Here is a 16,147-nt window from a genome sequence, read left to right on the forward strand (position 1 = left end):
CATTCCGGTGACTGCGCTCAGGCCACCAGGCTTTCGGCCTTTTTCAGATCGACAGACACAAGCTGCGATACACCCTGTTCCGCCATTGTGACACCGAACAGGCGGTCCATCCTGCTCATCGTGACGGCATGGTGCGTGATGATCAGAAAACGCGTTTCGGTACGGCGGGTCATTTCATCCAGCAGGTCGCACAGACGGGTCACGTTGGCATCATCCAGCGGCGCGTCGACCTCGTCCAGCACACAGATTGGCGCGGGATTGGCCAGAAACACGCCAAAGATCAGCGCGGTGGCCGTCAATGTCTGCTCTCCGCCCGACAGCAGGCTGAGTGTGCTCAGTTTCTTGCCCGGAGGCTGGCACATGATTTCCAAACCGGCTTCCAGCGGGTCATCGCTTTCGACCATGACCAGATTGGCCTCGCCTCCGCCAAACAGATGGGTGAACAACATCGAAAAATTCGAATTCACCTGCTCGAATGCAGTCAGCAGGCGTTCGCGCCCTTCGCGGTTCAGGCTGGCAATCCCGCTGCGCAGGGTCTTGATCGCCTCTTCCAGATCGCTTTTTTCATTGACCAGAGTATCGTGTTCTTCCTGAACATCCTTGGCATCTTCTTCGGCCCGCAGGTTGACCGCCCCCAAAGCATCGCGCTGGCGTTTCAGTCGGTTTACGTCAGCTTCGATCGCTTCGGCACCCGGCATTTTTTCCGGGTCGGTCTTCAGTTGCTCCAGCAGTTGCGCTGGCGTGCAGTTCTGATCTTCGCTGATCCGCGCCGTTGCGGTGGCGACGATTTCAAGCGCGGCATCGCTGCGCGCTTCGGACCGTGCGCGTTGTTCGCGCGCTTCTCCGGCGCGGCGCTCTGCCTCGCGCTCCGCGTTGACCGCGTCGCGGGTGGCAGTTTCTGCTTCGGCCAGCGCATCGGCGGCGGTGTTGCGCCGTGTTTCAGCAGTTGCGATCGCGGTGTTCAACTCCGCGCGTTGGGCAGCGATTTCATCCGGCGCGGCGCTGGCCTTGGCCAGTTCCTCTTCGGTGGCTGTCTTGCGGTCCGCCAGTTCCTGTATCCGCTTTTCCGCCGTTTCCAGCCGGTGACGCCAGCCGCTGATTTCCTTGGTCACATCCTGTGACCGTTTCAGGCGGGCATCGCCTTCGCGGCGCAGTTCGTCATGGGCCGAGCGGCGCGACATCATGGTGATACGGGCCGCTTCGACTGTCATCTTGATGTCTTCGGCATCGGCGCGGGCCTGTTCCAGATCGCCCAGTTCGGCAAGCGCGCGTTCCGCCTCGATCATCTGGGCGCGCGCGTTCATTGCTTCTTCTTCGTGGCGCGACACGGCCAGACCAAGGGATTCCAGACGCCCCTGTGCCAGATTGCGGTCCGCCTCGGCGCGACTGAGGGCGCGGTTGGCATCAGCCACCGCGGTATCCGCGGCGCGGCGCGCATCGCGGGCCGCCTGATCGGCGCGCGCCTGCTCTGCCAGCAGGCTGGTCAGGGTGTCATGGGCCGCGCGGGCTCCTTCGGCGCGGGCTGAGGCGCGTTCCAGTTCCTGCTTCAGTTCTTCCAGCCGGTTCAACTGCTGCAAGCGCAATGCCGCCGCACTCGGGGCATCTTCGGCCCAGGCGCGGAACCCGTCCCAACGCCACAGATCGCCTTCGGGCGACACAAGCCTTTGGCCCGGGTTCAGCAACGGCTGAAGCCGTGGGCCGTCATCAGAATCCACCAGACCGATCTGGCCCATCCGGCGCGCTAGAACATCGGGCACCGAAACGTGTTGCGTCAGCGGCGTTACGCCCTTGGGCAGCGGCTGTTCACGGTCATATCGCGGCAGCACGGCCCAGCCTGACGGCCCGTCTTCTTCGACTTCGGGGGCACGCAGATCATCGGCCAGCGCGGCACCCAGTGCCTTTTCAAACCCCTGTTGCACCTGCAACCGGTCCAGTATCTGCCCGCCCTCTGCGGTATCGCGTTCGACCAGCTTGGCCAATGCGCCCACTTCGGCGCGCAGGGCGTTCATTTCACCTTCGGCCTGTGATCGTTCGGCGCGGGCGTCGGCCTCGCGGGTCTGGGTCTGGGCGCGGGACGCTTCTGTCTTGGTCAGATGATCGTCTGCCTGTTGCGCCGCCTTGGTTGCGCTGGCTTCCGCTGCTTGAGCGGCTGTGAAATCTTCACCGGCCTTGTCCAGCGCGCTTTGCGATGCCGCAACCGCCGCACGCGCGGCTTCTGCGTCGCTTTCCGCTTTGGTCTGGGTTTTCCGGCTGTCTTCCAGAACACGTTGCGCCGAATGGTGGCGCGCAGACAGACGGGCCACGTCTTCGGTCAATTGTGACAGGTCGGCCTCGCGGGCCTGCAACACCGATCCGGCCTCGCGTGCGGCGGTTTCGGCCTCTGTCAGGCGGTCTTCGTGGCCTTCGCTGGCTTTTTTCAGTTCGCCCGCTTCCCATTCAAGCCGTTCGATCGTTTCGCCGGCGTCGCGGTTCAGCCCCGCTTCGCGCGTCATGTCATGGGTCAGTTGTTCGATGCGCGATTGCAGGGTTTCAATCGTCTGGCGAGCGCGGTTTTCCTGATCGCTCAGCGTGTCTCGCTGAACCATGAGGCGTTGCAAGACTGCGGCTGCGATGGCTTCTTCCTCGCGCAGGCCTGGCAATGTCTCTTCGGCGCTGGCGCGCAGCTTGGCGGCCTGACGTGCCGCGATTTCGGCAGCCGATGCTGCTGCAGTACGATCGCGCAATTCGCCCTGCGCGTGCAGGCGGGCTTCGTCTGCCTCTTTCCAACGACGGTACAGCAACATGCCTTCCGCGCGGCGCAGTTCCTCGCCGATCTCGCGGTAGCGGGCGGCCTGTTTGGCTTGCCGTGCCAGTTGGGCAAGCTGTGCGGCCAGTTGCTCGATCACATCGTCCACGCGCGCCAGATTTGTTTCAGCGCCGTTCAGCTTCAGTTCCGCCTCGTGGCGGCGCTGGTAAAGCCCCGAAATACCAGCGGCCTCTTCCAGAATGCGGCGGCGGTTTTTTGGTTTTGCGTTGATCAGTTCGGCAATTTTGCCCTGTCCGACCAGCGCCGGCGAATGTGCCCCGGTGGAGGCATCGGCAAACAGCATCTGTACGTCGCGCGCGCGCACATCCTTGGCTCCGGCCTTGAACGCGCTGCCCACGTCGCGGGTGATGCGGCGCACGATTTCCAGCGTGTCGCTGTCATTGAACCCTGCAGGCGCCAGTCGATCCGAATTGTCGATCTGAAGGCTGACCTCGGCAAAATTGCGCGCGGGGCGGGACGCAGCACCGGCAAAAATCACATCTTCCATGCCGCTGCCGCGCATCGATGTGGGGCGGTTTTCACCCATCACCCAGCGCAGCGCCTCAAGCAGATTGGATTTACCGCAGCCGTTCGGACCGACAACACCAGTCAGTCCGTCCGAGATGATCAGGTCGGTCGGGTCCACAAAGCTTTTGAAGCCGGTCAGTCTGAGTTTGGAAAACCGCAACGGGCCCTCGTGTTGTTGATTCCGAACGTCTTGCAGGGTGACGGTGCATTACCCCGCATGTCAACGCTTCTGCTACTTTATGTGGGGATAATTTTCGACTTATCCACAATATATCGCCTGTTTCGGTCCATTCAGCGCCGATTATCCCGATTATGCGAAATTTATCGGGCGTTGACATCCGGACCGGACAGGCGTGACATCGCAGCATGATACCGGAAGGAACCCGATGAAACGTTTTATGCTTGCCGCCCCGCGCTGGCCCACCACCCACTGGCCGGTTTGCCGATGGAGACGTTTTCGCACGGTATCCGGTCAGGCATCGGGCATCCGGTGCTGGGGTTTGATCATCTGTTTTTCGTAGTGGCGATGGGGATCATGGCGCATCTGTCCGGTCACCGGTTCAAAGCACCTTTGTTCTATATAGCGGCCATGCTGGCGGGCTGTAGCGCTGCATATGCCGGGCTGAACCTACCCTTGCAAGAAGCGATGATTGCGCTGTCGCTGATCGTTCTGGGCGGCCTGATCGCACGCAACCGGACTGGCGGGCGCGGCGCTGTCCTAATGGCGTTTGCCGGGTTCGGGCTGTTCCACGGGGCGGCTTTTGGTGCCAGCATTGCAGCGCAGGAAGGCGGCGCAGGCGCGGCTGTTCTGATCGGGTATCTGACCGGTTTGGGCGTGGTGCAATATCTGATTGCGGTCGGCGCCGGATTGGCGGCACGGCAGGCCAGCACGCTGCAAACCCAGCTTGCCGGTGCTATGGTTGCCGGTGTCGGCGTGTTTTTGTGTCTGGAACAGATCGAAGGCCCGCTGATCGCCCTGATGAGCGCCGGATAAGGCGGCCTATCCTGTCCGCGCCTTGTGCACTTTCATGTCAGACAGGATCACAGTCATAGTCTTCATAAACACTGTCGGGCAGATCGAATTGCCCGCGATCCGTGCGGATACATTCAAACGCGCCTGTGGTGCGGGGAGCAACCAGATTGCCGGAACCCAAATTGCGACAGTCCAGCAATCCGGTGGTCAGCGCCTGATCGCCGCGCACCTCTTTGACACGGCAACCGCTGACGGCAGCCATGGCGTGGGCGGCGCGGTTTCGGATCACACCCAGCCGCGGGGCGTATTGCGGATTGACCCGCAGCGCTTCGGCCAGTTCACCGCGTACACGCACATCAAACACGCTGTCAGCCACACTGACCCGTGTTGCAGGCAAATCGCGAAAACGCGGGCCCGGCGTGTTGCAGGCGGCAAGCATCAGCGAAACAACAAGGCAAACGCGCTTCATTGCGCCATCCTGTCTGCGCAATGGTTAACAACGCGTTAGCCTAGCGCGCTCTGTGGTGAAAGCCATTGATGAAACCGTTCATTGGTCATATGATTTGACCAATCGGAAAGCGAAACACATGCCTTTCAAAAAAGTCCAACCGGAAAAACTGTCGACATCTGTCGTCAGGCAAATCGAAAAGCTGATCTTGCGCGGTATCCTGCGTGCGGGTGAACGGCTGCCGGCAGAACGCGAACTGGCCGAACGTTTGGGCGTATCGCGCCCGTCCTTGCGGGACGCTGTGTCTGAACTGCAGGACCGTGGGTTGCTGACCAGCCGCGCCGGTTCGGGTATCTTTGTGGCCGATGTGCTGGGGTCGGCCTTTTCACCGGCCCTGACCAGCCTGTTTGCCACACATGACGAAGCGGTGTTTGACTATATCGCGTTCCGGCGCGATCTGGAATCGCTGGCGGCGATGCGGGCCGCGCGCCTGGCATCCGATACCGATCTGGCCGTGGTTCAGGCGATTTTTGACAAGATGGTCGCGGCCCACAGCAAAAAGGAGTCCGAAGACGAAGCGCGTCTGGATGCGCAATTCCATATGTCGATCATCGAAGCGAGCCATAATGTCGTCATGCTGCATATGATGCGGTCAATGTACGAACTGTTGAAGGGTGGCGTCTTTTACAACCGGCAGGTCATGTTCGCACAGCGCACTACGCGCGACATGTTGCTGGACCAGCACCGGGCGATCAACGATGCGCTGCAGTTTCGCGATCCGGATGCTGCGCGCGCCGCCGTCGAAGCGCATCTGAATTTTGTCGAGGCGGCGTTGAATGACCAGCGCAAGGCCCAGGAACACGAAAAGATCGCGCAGCAGCGGCTGGAACATGAAACCGGTCAGGTTCAATCCTGAACCACTTTTCTGACCGATCGCACCGTCATCAACCACGTGACCGCGGCAGCAAAAAACCCGGCCATTTCTGACCGGGTCTTTCTTTTCTTGTCCGTGCGTTTGACTGATCAGTGCAGCTTTGCTTCGACTTCGGCGATGGCGGCATCAATCAATGCATTGCCTTCAGCGGCTGTCATCTGCTTTGCAATCACGTCGCGGGCTGCGGCCACGGCCACAACAACCGCCTGATCGCGCACATCCCGGATCGCTGCGGTTTTTGCAGAATCGATCTGATCTTCGGCTGCTGCAAGACGCCGCGTGATGGATTTGGCAAGATCCGCCTTGGCCTGTTCGGCTGCGACGTTCGCTTCTTCCTTGGCGGCCGAAACGATACGGCTTGCCTGTTCCTGCACTTCTTTCTGCTTGCGTTCATAGCTGGCAAGCAATGTCTGTGCCTCTTCGCGCAGGGAACGCGCCTCTTCCAGTTCCGACTCGATACCGGTGGCCCGCTTGTCGAGCATTCCGGCAATCAGTGAAGGCACCTTGAAGTAGTAGAGAACCGCGAAGAACAGGATAAACGCGATCAGAACAATAAAGTTGGTGTTCTTGAGCGAAAAGAACGGACCGGACGCCGCCATAACAGGCGAGGCCGCCGCAAAGGTCATCAGGATGGCAAGTGTATGTCTCATCTGCTTTATCCCTTCAGCCTTGCATTGACCGCCGACGTGACGGTGCGCGCATCGGCTTTGCCGCCCATGGCTGCCACGATTTCTTTCGCGGTGTCCTTGGCGACCTCTTTGACGCTATCCATCGCACCGGCGCGGATTTCGGCAATCGCCTTTTCGGACTCGGCAGATTTCGCTGCAATCTCGGCGTCGGCCTTGGCAATTGCCTTGTCCAGATCGGCCTGAATGTCAGCCTTGGCTTCGGCCACGATGCGATGTGCTTCGGTGCGGGCGTCGGCCAGTGCCTGATTATAAGCCTCTTCCGCCTGATGGGCCTTTTGTTTCAGGTCCTCGGCAGCGGCGATGTCGTTCGTGATCGTACCCTGACGTTCAGCCAGAATGGCCGCAATCCGTGGCAGGGCCACGCGCGACAGAATTAGATAGATGACCACCAGCGTGACCAGAAGCCAGAAAATCTGGTTCGGGAAATGACTGAAGTCCAGCTGGGGCATGGCCGGTGCAGCATCAGCGGCAGAGTGTGTCGCCACACCCGTCGCGTCGGCCAATCCGTCGCCCGAAGCATTTTGCGTTTCGGTTGCCATGTCGTTCTCTCCTGAAGGAACTTGCCGTTACACCGGGCAGACGCATGCAACGTCTGCCCGACCGTAAGGATATGTTACCTTTAGGATCAGACGGCAAACATCAGCAGCAGCGCAACGAGGAACGAAAAGATCCCCAGAGCTTCTGCAAACGCGATGCCGATGAACATTGTGGCGGTCTGACCGGCGGCTGCCGACGGGTTGCGGAACGCACCCGACAGGAAGTTACCAACAACGTTGCCCACACCAAGGGCAGCGCCGCCCATGCCGATACAAGCCAGACCTGCGCCAATGTAGGCACCCATTTGTACGATATCGCCTTCCATGTCTTTTTCTCCTTACGATGGAATTGAATGATTTATTCTGATGCGCAACGATGCTGCGAACCGGTTGTTAGTGATGCGGATGCAGTGCGTCTTTCAGATACACGCAGGTGAGAATTGCGAACACGTAGGCCTGAATGAAAGACACCAGAACCTCGAGCGCATAAATCGCCGTGATCGCCATGATCGACAGCGGTGCTATTGTGGCAATCGCCGCAAAGGCCGCGAACACCTTGATCACCGCGTGACCGGCCATCATGTTGCCTGCCAGACGAATGGAATGGCTGACCGGACGCACGAAATAGGAAATAACCTCAATCAGCGCCAGAATCGGGCGCAGGGGCAAGGGGGCCGCGCTGACCCAGAACAAGCTCAGGAAACCCGCGCCATTCAGAACAAAACCCAGAACGGTCACGCCGAGAAAAACCGCCACCGCCATCACAGCCGTTACGGCGATGTGGCTGGTCGTGGTGAACGCCCCGGGGATCAGGCCCAGGAAGTTCGCAAAGACGATGAACATGAACAGCGTCATCACATAGGGGAAATACTTCAGCCCCTCTTTGCCGCAGATATCCTCGACCATCTTGTGAATGAAACCGTACGCCATTTCCGCTACGGATTGCGTGCGCCCGGGCACGATGGCCCGCTTGGACGTGCCCAGCACCAGAAGGGCAAAAATGGCCAGCACGGCCAGACCCATCCAAAGCGTCACGTTCGTTGGGGTGTACCAATGGATTGCATCACCACCGAACAACGGCTTGACGATGAACTGGTCCATCGGGTGAAAAACAAGACCGCCGCCTTCGCTCTGCGCTTCTTCTGCCACGTGTCAGTCCCTCTCGTCTCTCTCGGCCAGTTCGGCCACTTTCTTATCCTGGATCTCCTGCGCGCTTCGAAGCATCGTCTTTACTCCGGCCGCGAGACCCAACAACGTAAACAGCACCAGAAAAATCGGGAGAGTCCCGAACAGGCTGTCCAGCCCGTATCCAATGCCAAAACCGATCCCCAAACCGGCCACCAGTTCAATCACCATGCGCCATGCCAGATGGGCCTGCGAATAGTGTTCATCCGAATGGTGTTTCGGGGTTTCCCCCTGTTTTGCTGCGGCAAGTCTGGCTTCAAGCTGCGCCATTCGCTGCTTTTCGCTGTCGGTGACCACAGGCAAAACCCCCAACGGATCCTTGCCCCGTAGCTAAGCGCAGCCGACACCGGAGTCAACGGCCCTGAACGCAGGCGCTGGACACCTTTAAACCTCTGTTATTGTAAGTATTTTTGAAAAGATGAAGCAGGTGGACCTTCTGCCGCAGCCCGCCTTTGAGCCGGTTTCGCCGCCAGGAGCATATTCAACCAAATGGTTGACGATCATATCGCTGCGCGCCTAAGCATCAGCCATGACCGATACGCTTGATGCCAGTTTTGCCGCCCTTGCCGATCCGACACGCCGCACCATCCTGTCGATGCTGCTTGAGGACGACATGGCCGTCACGGATGTGGCCGAGCCGTTCGAGATGTCACTGGCCGCAATTTCCAAACACCTTGCGATCCTGACGCGCGCGGGTCTGATCGCGCAGGAAAAGCGGGGGCGCGTGAAATGGTGCAAGCTGGAACCGGACGCCCTGCGCGCCGCCAGCGTGTGGATGCAGGGGTTCGGGCAGTTCGAACCGGTCAATCTGGACGCGTTCGAGCGGTTTTTGGAACGCGAACTGGACCAGACCGCCAACGACGGCTAGCGCACGACAAGAACCGCAACCTTGGCAAAGGTTGCCAGCCGCCCGGCATGTGAGGCTGAAATATAGTCCGCCCTTCCCGGCTCGTGGGACGCAACCACGACAAGATCGGCCTCGACCGCATCCACGGCCTTGAGCAGCATAGTGTCAAGTTCGGCAGGCACATCCGGCGTTGTCATATGATGCGCGACGACGGAAAGACCGCTTTTGCGCGCATGGGCGGCGGCCATTTCCTTTAGCTCGTCAGCTGCCTGCTCCGGCGTCGTGGCGCCGGTGGCGACAACGCTGGGCGTTATACTGACCAGCGTGATACTTGCCCCGTACAAGGTCGCGAGATCGGTTGCTACATTCAGTGAATTCTCGACCATCGGCTGCATTTGCAGATCAACGGGAACCATGATTTTGTGATACATATCCTCCTCCAGTTTTGCATGCGGCACGATAACCGCGCGCATGCAATCCTAACGCTCAATGCAAAACAGCAAATGCGTTGTGTCAAAACGGACTGCGAAAATCAGTCTTCGCGCAGCAACAGGATCAGGGCAATAATGGTCAGAAAAACCCCGCCCAGAACCAGCATCGGCGGCGCGCCGTTGCCCAGCGCGATTTCCCACAGGATGACCCAACTGGGTGTCAGGTACGTATAGGCCATCACCTTGGAGGATGGCAGTCGCAGGCTTGCGAATTGCAACAGAACAAACGTTGCCGCACTGGCAAAAATCGCGATGTAAAACAGGGTGATCCAGACAATCGCCGGAAGAGCCGCCCAATCGGTCGCGCGCAGGTCGGACCAGCCATAGACCAGCAAAATCAGGAAGCCTGCCAGCAACATCCCGAAGGTAAAAACCACCGCCGGTTCGCCGCGGTTCAGTTTGCGGATCATCGGTGTGTAGATGGCGTGGGCCATACATCCCCAGAAATAGATCATTTCGCCGGTACCGATGCGAAACGCCAGCAGCGCCTCAAGATCGGCGCGAAAGATCACCCACAACGCGCCGGCACCGCCGATGGCCAGTGCCACCGCCATCCGTGGTGTCAGACGCTGGCGCAAAAGCAACCAGCCGAACCCAGCAGCCATGACAGGGGTCAGCGTGAAGACCGCAGAGGTGCTGACAGGGGCAGCGGTTTTCAGGCCTTCGAACATCAGGACGAAATATGTGGCGAACAGGCCCCCCAGCACCAGATAGCGCCACGGCGCCGCAAACGCCGTACGCGGCAAACCCCTGGTCATCAATGCGGCGCCACCGATCACACAGGCGGCAATCGCAAAACGCACCGCATTCAGCGCGGCGGGCGCAATTTCATTGGCCGCCATCGACCCAAGCGAAAACGACCCCGCGACAAGGGCCGAGAAAACCAGCATCGCCAGATGGCCGCGCCTTGTTTGGCTCAACACGCCCATCCTTTGGCCTGTTCCTTCAGATAGGTCAGAAAGCTTTGCACTTTGGTGGTGCGGTGCAGATCGACATGTGTGACCAGCCACAAAGGGGCCGACCAGCTTTCTTCGGGGGGGCAGATTTCGGTTACATCCTGGCATTGTGCGGCCTGCCACAGCGGCAGAAAACCGATCCCGACACCGGCCATAACCGCCTGTTCCATCGCACGGGCATCCGTGCTGCGGAAAATGATATTTTCGGCGGGGGCATGGGCGCGCAGCCACTTGTTGAAGGGCGCGCGCGACGTTTCGTCGTCGTGGCCCACAAAGTAATGATTTGCGAAATCGTCGACACCCTTCGGCACGCCATGACGCGCGACATAGGCGGATGTCGCATAAAGCCCCATGCGCAACGGCACGAAAGGCTGCACGACATTGTCGGGCTGATCCGGTGCCGATCCGGCGCGTATGGCGACATGCGCTTCGCCATATTCAAGGCGGAACAGGCGGTCGCCCGTCAGATACCGGATAACCACATCGGGATTCGCGATCTGGAATTCGCCCAGCGCCGGCGCCAGCAGCGGGGACAGGGACACAAGCGAGGTCACGACCAGATCGCCCGACACATCCGCGCCGCGCCCCTTGATCCGCCCGACAAGCTGGCTGAACTGGTCATCTGTGGCCGTGGCCACCCGCAACAGGTCATCCCCGGCTTCGGTGGCCGTATAGCCGCGTGCGTGCCGTTGGAACAGTTTCACGCCCAGCCGCGCCTCAAGTGCGTCGATGTGGCGGATCACAGTCGCGTGGTGCACACCGAGAATATCGGCGGCCCCGCTGACTGTTCCCATACGGGCCACCTGATAGGCGGTTCTGATTTCGTCCCAGTTGTCCATTCGGCGCGCCGTCCTCTGTGCGTGATTTCACATGTGATGTGGATTTTCGCCAATTGTGTTCGTATCTGCAATAGCCAATTTGGCAGGGTACATCCGCAACCCGCGACACAAGGACAGACCATGACCCAAACTATTCTGCATATCGACGCCTCGGCGCGTACTGAAAATTCCATCTCACGCGACCTGACGGCGCAAATCGTATCGCGTTTTCCCGACGCCCGCATTCTGCGCCGCGATCTGGCCCAGCCGCTGCCGCTGATTTCAGCGGACTGGATCGGCGCCAATTTCACCCCCGCAAAAGACCGCGATGACGTGCAGCGGGATACGCTGGCCCTGTCCGACACGCTGGTGGGCGAACTGGTCGCCGCCGATGTGATCGTGATCGGCGCGCCGATCTACAACTTTGCCATCCCTGCAGCCCTGAAGGCATGGATCGATCTTATTGCCCGCGCTGGCCTGACATTCGAATACAGCGCGGACGGCCCCAAGGGGTTGTTGCAAGGTAAACGCGCGATTATCGCGGTGGCGTCGGGTGGCACCAAAATGGGGTCCGACATCGACTTTGCCACCGGATACCTGCGCCACGTTCTGGGCTTTGTCGGTATTACCCAAGTCGAATTTGTGGCCGCTGACCAGATGGCCCTGTCGCCCGATGCGACACTCAAGGCCGCGCAAGCCTCGGTTCGGGCAATCGCCGCTTAACGGTTTACATACAGCATGGGCAGATTCTAGGGTCTGCCCATGAAGGTCATACGCAACACTTCCGACCACCTGATCCTGAACGATACGCCATGGTTGATCGGGATCATGCTGGCCGGTTTCGTGTTTGTGTTTGTGGCGATCGGGCTTCTTGTGTCCACCGACAACTTGCTTGCAGGGCTTGGCTTTGGCGGAGCGGGGGCGTTGCTGGGCGGGTTATGTTTCGCCGTGTTTGTTCGCCGCACTCAGGTTATTCTGAACGCGTCCGACAATAGCCTGAAATTGCAGCGCTAGTCGGTCTTCGGCTATCAAACCGTGACCCATCCGCTTGATGATCTGTCCCACGCGATTGTCGAAACCTCTGCACCGTCGCGCACCGGGTCATCCGGCGGGAAAGCTCCGTCACGTATAACTCTGGTGTTTCCCGCAGGGATGAGCGCGGGCAATCACCCCGTAACGCAGGTTTACACCAGCGGCGGCGGGGCCGCGCGCGGCGCAGATGCCATCAATACATGGCTTGATGCGCGCCGCGCTTGACTCTGCCACGTTCCCCCGCCTAAAAGCCCGCATCATCCGGAAGCATCAGCCTTCCGGTCCCTTGAGAACAAGGGATCGCCCCCCGTCAGCGCGTTGCGCCCACGGGGGCATTTGTGCATTTAACGCGGGTCCCCTACATCAATAGGGTATTCCGCAACCGACCGAAGGGGGCGATGGCCCATGTTTGAAAACCTATCCGAACGCCTGTCCGGCGTATTTGACCGCCTGACCAAACAGGGTGCGCTGTCGGACGAGGATGTAAAAACAGCTTTGAGAGAGGTGCGCGTCGCCCTGCTGGAAGCGGACGTATCGCTGCCGGTGGCGCGTGATTTCGTCAAGGCGGTGCAGGAAAAGGCCACCGGTCAGGCCGTGACAAAATCAGTCACTCCGGGCCAGCAGGTCGTCAAGATCGTGCACGACGCGCTGATTGACGTGTTGCGCGGCGAAGGCGAACCCGGTGCGCTGAAAATCGATAATGCACCCGCCCCGATCCTGATGGTGGGCCTGCAAGGTTCGGGCAAGACCACGACAACCGCGAAACTGGCCAAACGGCTGAAAGACCGCGATGGCAAACGCGTGCTGATGGCCTCGCTTGATACGAACCGTCCGGCGGCGATGGAACAGCTGGCCATTCTGGGTGTGCAGATTGGTGTGGACACCCTGCCCATCGTCAAGGGCGAAGACCCAGTTGCGATCGCCAAGCGCGCCAAGACCCAGGCCAGCCTTGGGGGCTACGACGTCTATATGCTTGATACGGCGGGCCGGCTGCATATTGATGCGGATCTGATCGCGCAGGCGGCGGCCGTGCGCGATGTGGCCAACCCGCGTGAAACGCTGCTGGTTGTTGATGGTCTGACCGGTCAGGATGCCGTGAACGTTGCCACCGAATTTGACGACAAGATCGGCGTGACCGGCGTTGTCCTGACGCGGATGGACGGCGACGGACGCGGCGGGGCCGCCCTGTCGATGCGCGCCGTTACAGGCAAGCCGATCAAGTTCGTCGGCCTTGGCGAAAAGATGGATGCGCTGGAGACGTTCGAACCCGAACGTATCGCGGGCCGCATCCTTGGCATGGGCGACATTGTCGCGCTGGTTGAAAAGGCGCAGGACACGCTGGAGGCCGAACAGGCCGAACGCATGATGAAGCGGATGGCCAAAGGCCAGTTCAACATGAACGATCTGCGCATGCAGCTGGAACAGATGATCAAGATGGGCGGCATGCAGGGCATGATGGGCATGATGCCCGGCATGGGGAAAATGGCCAAACAGGTCGAAGAGGCGGGTTTTGACGACAAGGTTCTGACCCACCAGATCGCGCTGATCCAGTCGATGACGAAAAAGGAACGCGCCAACCCGCAGATTCTGCAAGCCAGCCGCAAAAAGCGCATCGCGCGTGGTGCCGGTCTGGAAGTGAGCGAGTTGAACAAGCTTCTCAAAATGCACCGCCAGATGGGCGACATGATGAAGAAGATGGGCAAAATGGGCAAAGGCGGCATGATGAAACAGGCCATGAAAGGCATGTTTGGCAAAGGCGGCCCCAGCCCCGAAGACATGGCCGCCGGCATGGACCCCAAAGCGCTTGAGGCTGCGGCCCGCCAGATGGGCGGCAAACTGCCCGGTCTGGGTGGCGGCATGGGCCTGCCACCGGGTCTGAGCGGATTCGGGAAAAAGAAATGATCACCGCTCCTTCTGTTTGCAAATTTTTCCGCCGCAAGCGTGCGGCGTTGGCTGTTCCGCACGGCTGCGACCGGAGCTGCGGCCTGTGATGCTGATCCCGACCCTCACCACCGAGCGCCTGATCTTGCGCGCACCCGAAGCGCGCGACATCGCGCCCTTTGCTGCGTTCTATGCCAGCGAGCGATCCCATTTTGTCGGCGGACCGCTGACAGCCGAGGGCAGTTGGCGGATGCTGGCAATGGAAATCGGGCACTGGACGCTCAAAGGTTTCGGACGCTGGATTGCCGAGACAAGGGACACCGGCGAGGCCGTCGGTCTGATCGGCCTGTTCGAACCCGAGGGCTGGCCAGAACCGGAAATCGGCTGGGATCTATTCAACGGTTTCGAAGGCAAGGGCTTTGCCACCGAAGCGGGCCACGCCGCGCGGGCCTATGCCTATGACATTCTTGGCTGGCCAACCGCGATAAGCCTTGTGAAACCCGGTAATGACGGCTCGGCCGCTGTGGCAAAGCGGCTGGGGGCATATCCTGATGGCAGCATCACCCATGAACGTCATGGCCCGATGTATGTCTTTCGCCACCGTGCGCCGGTTGAGCTGGCTGATGGCGGGATCGAGGCCTATTCATGAGCGCCACAGATTTTACCATTCCGGTGATTGAAACCAAACGCCTGATCCTGCGCGGCCCCAAGCCCGAGGATTACCCGGATTTCAAATCGACATTCACCAGCTATCGCGCGCGGTTCATGGGCGGGCCGCTGAATGCTTACGAAGCATGGATGCTTTATGCCGCTGAAATCGGCCATTGGCAGATCCGCGGCTTTGGCATGTGGATGATCCACGACAAGAAAACCGATGAAACCTATGGCATGGCAGGTGGCTGGAAACCGGCAAAATGGCCCGAAGCCGAAATCGCATGGGTGATCTGGCCTGAAGCGGCTGGTCAGGGTCTTGCACTGGAAGCGACGCACGCGGCGCGCCGGTATTTCTACAGGAACGGCTGGGACAGCGCGGTCAGCTATATCGATCCGAAGAATCTGGACAGCATCCGTCTGGCCGAACGGCTGGGTGCTGTGAAAGACCCTGATGCGGCTTCGGTAGATGGCAACGACGTTGTGTATCGCCACCCGTCCCCCGCCGCGCTGAACGATACCCAACTGGCCCATGGCATAGATATGGAAATCAGCCATTACGCCGATCCGCTGTTCAAACCGAAAGGCTACGCCATTGACTGACGCCGTATCCCGCGCCGCGATCGTGCTGAAAGAGCACCGCGAAAGCATCGACCGTCTTGATGCCATCCTTGTCTATACTTTGGGCGAGCGGTTCAAGCACACGCAGGCTGTGGGGAAACTCAAAGCCGAACACGACCTTCCCCCGTCCGATCCGACCCGCGAAGCGGCCCAGATCGCACGTTTAGAAGACCTGGCAAAGCGGGCCGATCTGGACCCCGAATTCGCCAAGGCTTTCCTGAACTTCATCATTCAGGAAGTCATCCACCACCATGAAAAACAACAATCCTGACGGGCACCTGCCCGACTGCCATTCCTAAGGAGAAACTCACAATGGCCATGAAAATTCGTCTTGCCCGCGGCGGCTCCAAAAAGCGCCCGTTCTATCGCATTGTTGCGGCTGACAGCCGTATGCCGCGCGATGGTCGCTTTATCGAAAAGCTGGGTACGTATAACCCGCTGCTGCCCAAAGACAGCGAAGAGCGCGTGAAAATGGATATGGAGCGCATACAATACTGGCTGGGTCAGGGCGCACAGCCGACCGACCGGATCGCGCGCATGCTGGAAGCAGCCGGCGTGAAAGAAAAGACCGAGCGTAACAACCCCAACAAAGGCACCCCCGGCGACAAGGCCAAGGCCCGCGCCGAAGAAAAAGCCGAAAAGGCAGCCGCAGCCGAAGAAGCCGCCAAAGCCCCTGTTGAAGAGCCGGAAGTGGTTGAAGAAGCGCCCGCAGAAGAAGCCCCTGCCGAAGAGGCTGCGGCGGAAGACGCCAAAGCGGAATAAGCGGGGCGCG

Annotated in this window: 21 protein-coding genes; 11 read left to right on the forward strand and 10 right to left on the reverse strand. The window is 60.0% G+C overall.

Features of this window, described 5'->3' with window-relative positions; translation table 11 throughout:
* Window positions 1-17: 17 nt before the first annotated feature.
* A complete protein-coding gene (smc, locus tag OLX72_RS04155; RefSeq protein ID WP_114868787.1) occupies window positions 18-3,473 on the reverse strand; it encodes a chromosome segregation protein SMC in 3,456 nt (1,151 codons plus the stop codon).
* A gap of 255 nt (window positions 3,474-3,728) precedes the next feature.
* Here smc and OLX72_RS04160 point away from each other — a divergent pair, with 255 nt between their 5' ends.
* Complete coding sequence (locus tag OLX72_RS04160; RefSeq protein ID WP_433990428.1) at window positions 3,729-4,307, forward strand: HupE/UreJ family protein; 579 nt, start codon at window positions 3,729-3,731, stop codon at window positions 4,305-4,307.
* Between the two features lie 37 nt (window positions 4,308-4,344).
* Here OLX72_RS04160 and OLX72_RS04165 read toward each other — a convergent pair whose 3' ends face one another.
* Window positions 4,345-4,755 (reverse strand): hypothetical protein, encoded by a 411-nt coding sequence (locus tag OLX72_RS04165; RefSeq protein WP_114868785.1) that lies wholly within the window; start codon window positions 4,753-4,755, stop codon window positions 4,345-4,347.
* Between the two features lie 118 nt (window positions 4,756-4,873).
* Between OLX72_RS04165 and OLX72_RS04170 the strand changes: the two genes are divergently transcribed.
* Complete coding sequence (locus tag OLX72_RS04170) at window positions 4,874-5,650, forward strand: FadR/GntR family transcriptional regulator (RefSeq protein ID WP_114872051.1); 777 nt, start codon at window positions 4,874-4,876, stop codon at window positions 5,648-5,650.
* A 107-nt stretch (window positions 5,651-5,757) separates the two neighbouring features.
* Here the strand turns inward: OLX72_RS04170 and OLX72_RS04175 are convergent, their stop codons facing one another.
* From OLX72_RS04175 to OLX72_RS04195, 5 genes are all read right to left on the reverse strand, one after another.
* Window positions 5,758-6,318 carry a F0F1 ATP synthase subunit B gene (locus OLX72_RS04175; RefSeq protein WP_433989873.1) on the reverse strand — a complete coding sequence of 187 codons (561 nt, stop codon included), beginning with the start codon at window positions 6,316-6,318 and terminating at the stop codon, window positions 5,758-5,760.
* 5 nt (window positions 6,319-6,323) lie between these two features.
* Window positions 6,324-6,896, reverse strand: a complete 573-nt coding sequence (locus OLX72_RS04180) for a F0F1 ATP synthase subunit B' (RefSeq protein WP_433989874.1) — start codon at window positions 6,894-6,896, stop codon at window positions 6,324-6,326.
* A gap of 86 nt (window positions 6,897-6,982) precedes the next feature.
* Complete coding sequence (locus OLX72_RS04185) at window positions 6,983-7,219, reverse strand: F0F1 ATP synthase subunit C (RefSeq protein WP_114868782.1); 237 nt, start codon at window positions 7,217-7,219, stop codon at window positions 6,983-6,985.
* 67 nt (window positions 7,220-7,286) lie between these two features.
* Window positions 7,287-7,994 (reverse strand): F0F1 ATP synthase subunit A, encoded by a 708-nt coding sequence (locus OLX72_RS04190; RefSeq protein WP_433990429.1) that lies wholly within the window; start codon window positions 7,992-7,994, stop codon window positions 7,287-7,289.
* A 51-nt stretch (window positions 7,995-8,045) separates the two neighbouring features.
* Window positions 8,046-8,348 carry an AtpZ/AtpI family protein gene (locus tag OLX72_RS04195; RefSeq protein ID WP_433989875.1) on the reverse strand — a complete coding sequence of 101 codons (303 nt, stop codon included), beginning with the start codon at window positions 8,346-8,348 and terminating at the stop codon, window positions 8,046-8,048.
* A 259-nt stretch (window positions 8,349-8,607) separates the two neighbouring features.
* Here OLX72_RS04195 and OLX72_RS04200 point away from each other — a divergent pair, with 259 nt between their 5' ends.
* Entirely contained in the window at window positions 8,608-8,946 is a 339-nt protein-coding gene (locus tag OLX72_RS04200) for an ArsR/SmtB family transcription factor (RefSeq protein WP_433989876.1), read from the forward strand.
* Here the strand turns inward: OLX72_RS04200 and OLX72_RS04205 are convergent.
* The 3 genes from OLX72_RS04205 to OLX72_RS04215 all read right to left on the reverse strand — a co-directional run bounded on the left by OLX72_RS04205 (window position 8,943) and on the right by OLX72_RS04215 (window position 11,211).
* Complete coding sequence (locus tag OLX72_RS04205; RefSeq protein WP_433989877.1) at window positions 8,943-9,356, reverse strand: universal stress protein; 414 nt, start codon at window positions 9,354-9,356, stop codon at window positions 8,943-8,945. The genes OLX72_RS04200 and OLX72_RS04205 overlap by 4 nt on opposite strands.
* 101 nt (window positions 9,357-9,457) lie before the next feature.
* Window positions 9,458-10,336, reverse strand: coding sequence for a DMT family transporter (locus OLX72_RS04210; protein WP_433989878.1), 879 nt, complete (start codon window positions 10,334-10,336; stop codon window positions 9,458-9,460).
* Entirely contained in the window at window positions 10,333-11,211 is an 879-nt protein-coding gene (locus OLX72_RS04215) for a LysR family transcriptional regulator (RefSeq protein WP_433989879.1), read from the reverse strand. Before OLX72_RS04215 ends, OLX72_RS04210 begins: the two co-directional genes overlap by 4 nt.
* A gap of 120 nt (window positions 11,212-11,331) precedes the next feature.
* Here OLX72_RS04215 and OLX72_RS04220 point away from each other — a divergent pair, with 120 nt between their 5' ends.
* From OLX72_RS04220 to rpsP, 8 genes are all read left to right on the forward strand, one after another.
* Window positions 11,332-11,913, forward strand: a complete 582-nt coding sequence (locus OLX72_RS04220) for an FMN-dependent NADH-azoreductase (RefSeq protein WP_433989880.1) — start codon at window positions 11,332-11,334, stop codon at window positions 11,911-11,913.
* 39 nt (window positions 11,914-11,952) lie between these two features.
* Window positions 11,953-12,204, forward strand: coding sequence for a hypothetical protein (locus OLX72_RS04225; protein WP_433989881.1), 252 nt, complete (start codon window positions 11,953-11,955; stop codon window positions 12,202-12,204).
* Between the two features lie 21 nt (window positions 12,205-12,225).
* Entirely contained in the window at window positions 12,226-12,447 is a 222-nt protein-coding gene (locus OLX72_RS04230; protein ID WP_433989882.1) for a hypothetical protein, read from the forward strand.
* 180 nt (window positions 12,448-12,627) lie between these two features.
* Complete coding sequence (gene ffh, locus OLX72_RS04235) at window positions 12,628-14,124, forward strand: signal recognition particle protein (RefSeq protein WP_433989883.1); 1,497 nt, start codon at window positions 12,628-12,630, stop codon at window positions 14,122-14,124.
* Between the two features lie 88 nt (window positions 14,125-14,212).
* The gene (locus OLX72_RS04240; RefSeq protein WP_433989884.1) at window positions 14,213-14,752 is read left to right on the forward strand and encodes a GNAT family N-acetyltransferase; all 540 of its coding nucleotides are present in this window, start codon (window positions 14,213-14,215) and stop codon (window positions 14,750-14,752) included.
* On the forward strand, window positions 14,749-15,357 hold the full coding sequence (locus OLX72_RS04245) for a GNAT family N-acetyltransferase (protein WP_433989885.1): 609 nt from the start codon (window positions 14,749-14,751) through the stop codon (window positions 15,355-15,357). Before OLX72_RS04240 ends, OLX72_RS04245 begins: the two co-directional genes overlap by 4 nt.
* A complete protein-coding gene (locus OLX72_RS04250) occupies window positions 15,350-15,646 on the forward strand; it encodes a chorismate mutase (RefSeq protein WP_114868771.1) in 297 nt (98 codons plus the stop codon). The genes OLX72_RS04245 and OLX72_RS04250 overlap by 8 nt, the downstream gene beginning before the upstream one ends.
* Window positions 15,647-15,687: 41 nt before the next feature.
* Window positions 15,688-16,137, forward strand: coding sequence for a 30S ribosomal protein S16 (gene rpsP / locus OLX72_RS04255; RefSeq protein ID WP_114868770.1), 450 nt, complete (start codon window positions 15,688-15,690; stop codon window positions 16,135-16,137).
* Window positions 16,138-16,147: the final 10 nt, after the last annotated feature.

The organism is Sulfitobacter sp. TBRI5 (genome assembly GCF_051013555.1).
GTDB lineage: Bacteria > Pseudomonadota > Alphaproteobacteria > Rhodobacterales > Rhodobacteraceae > JL08.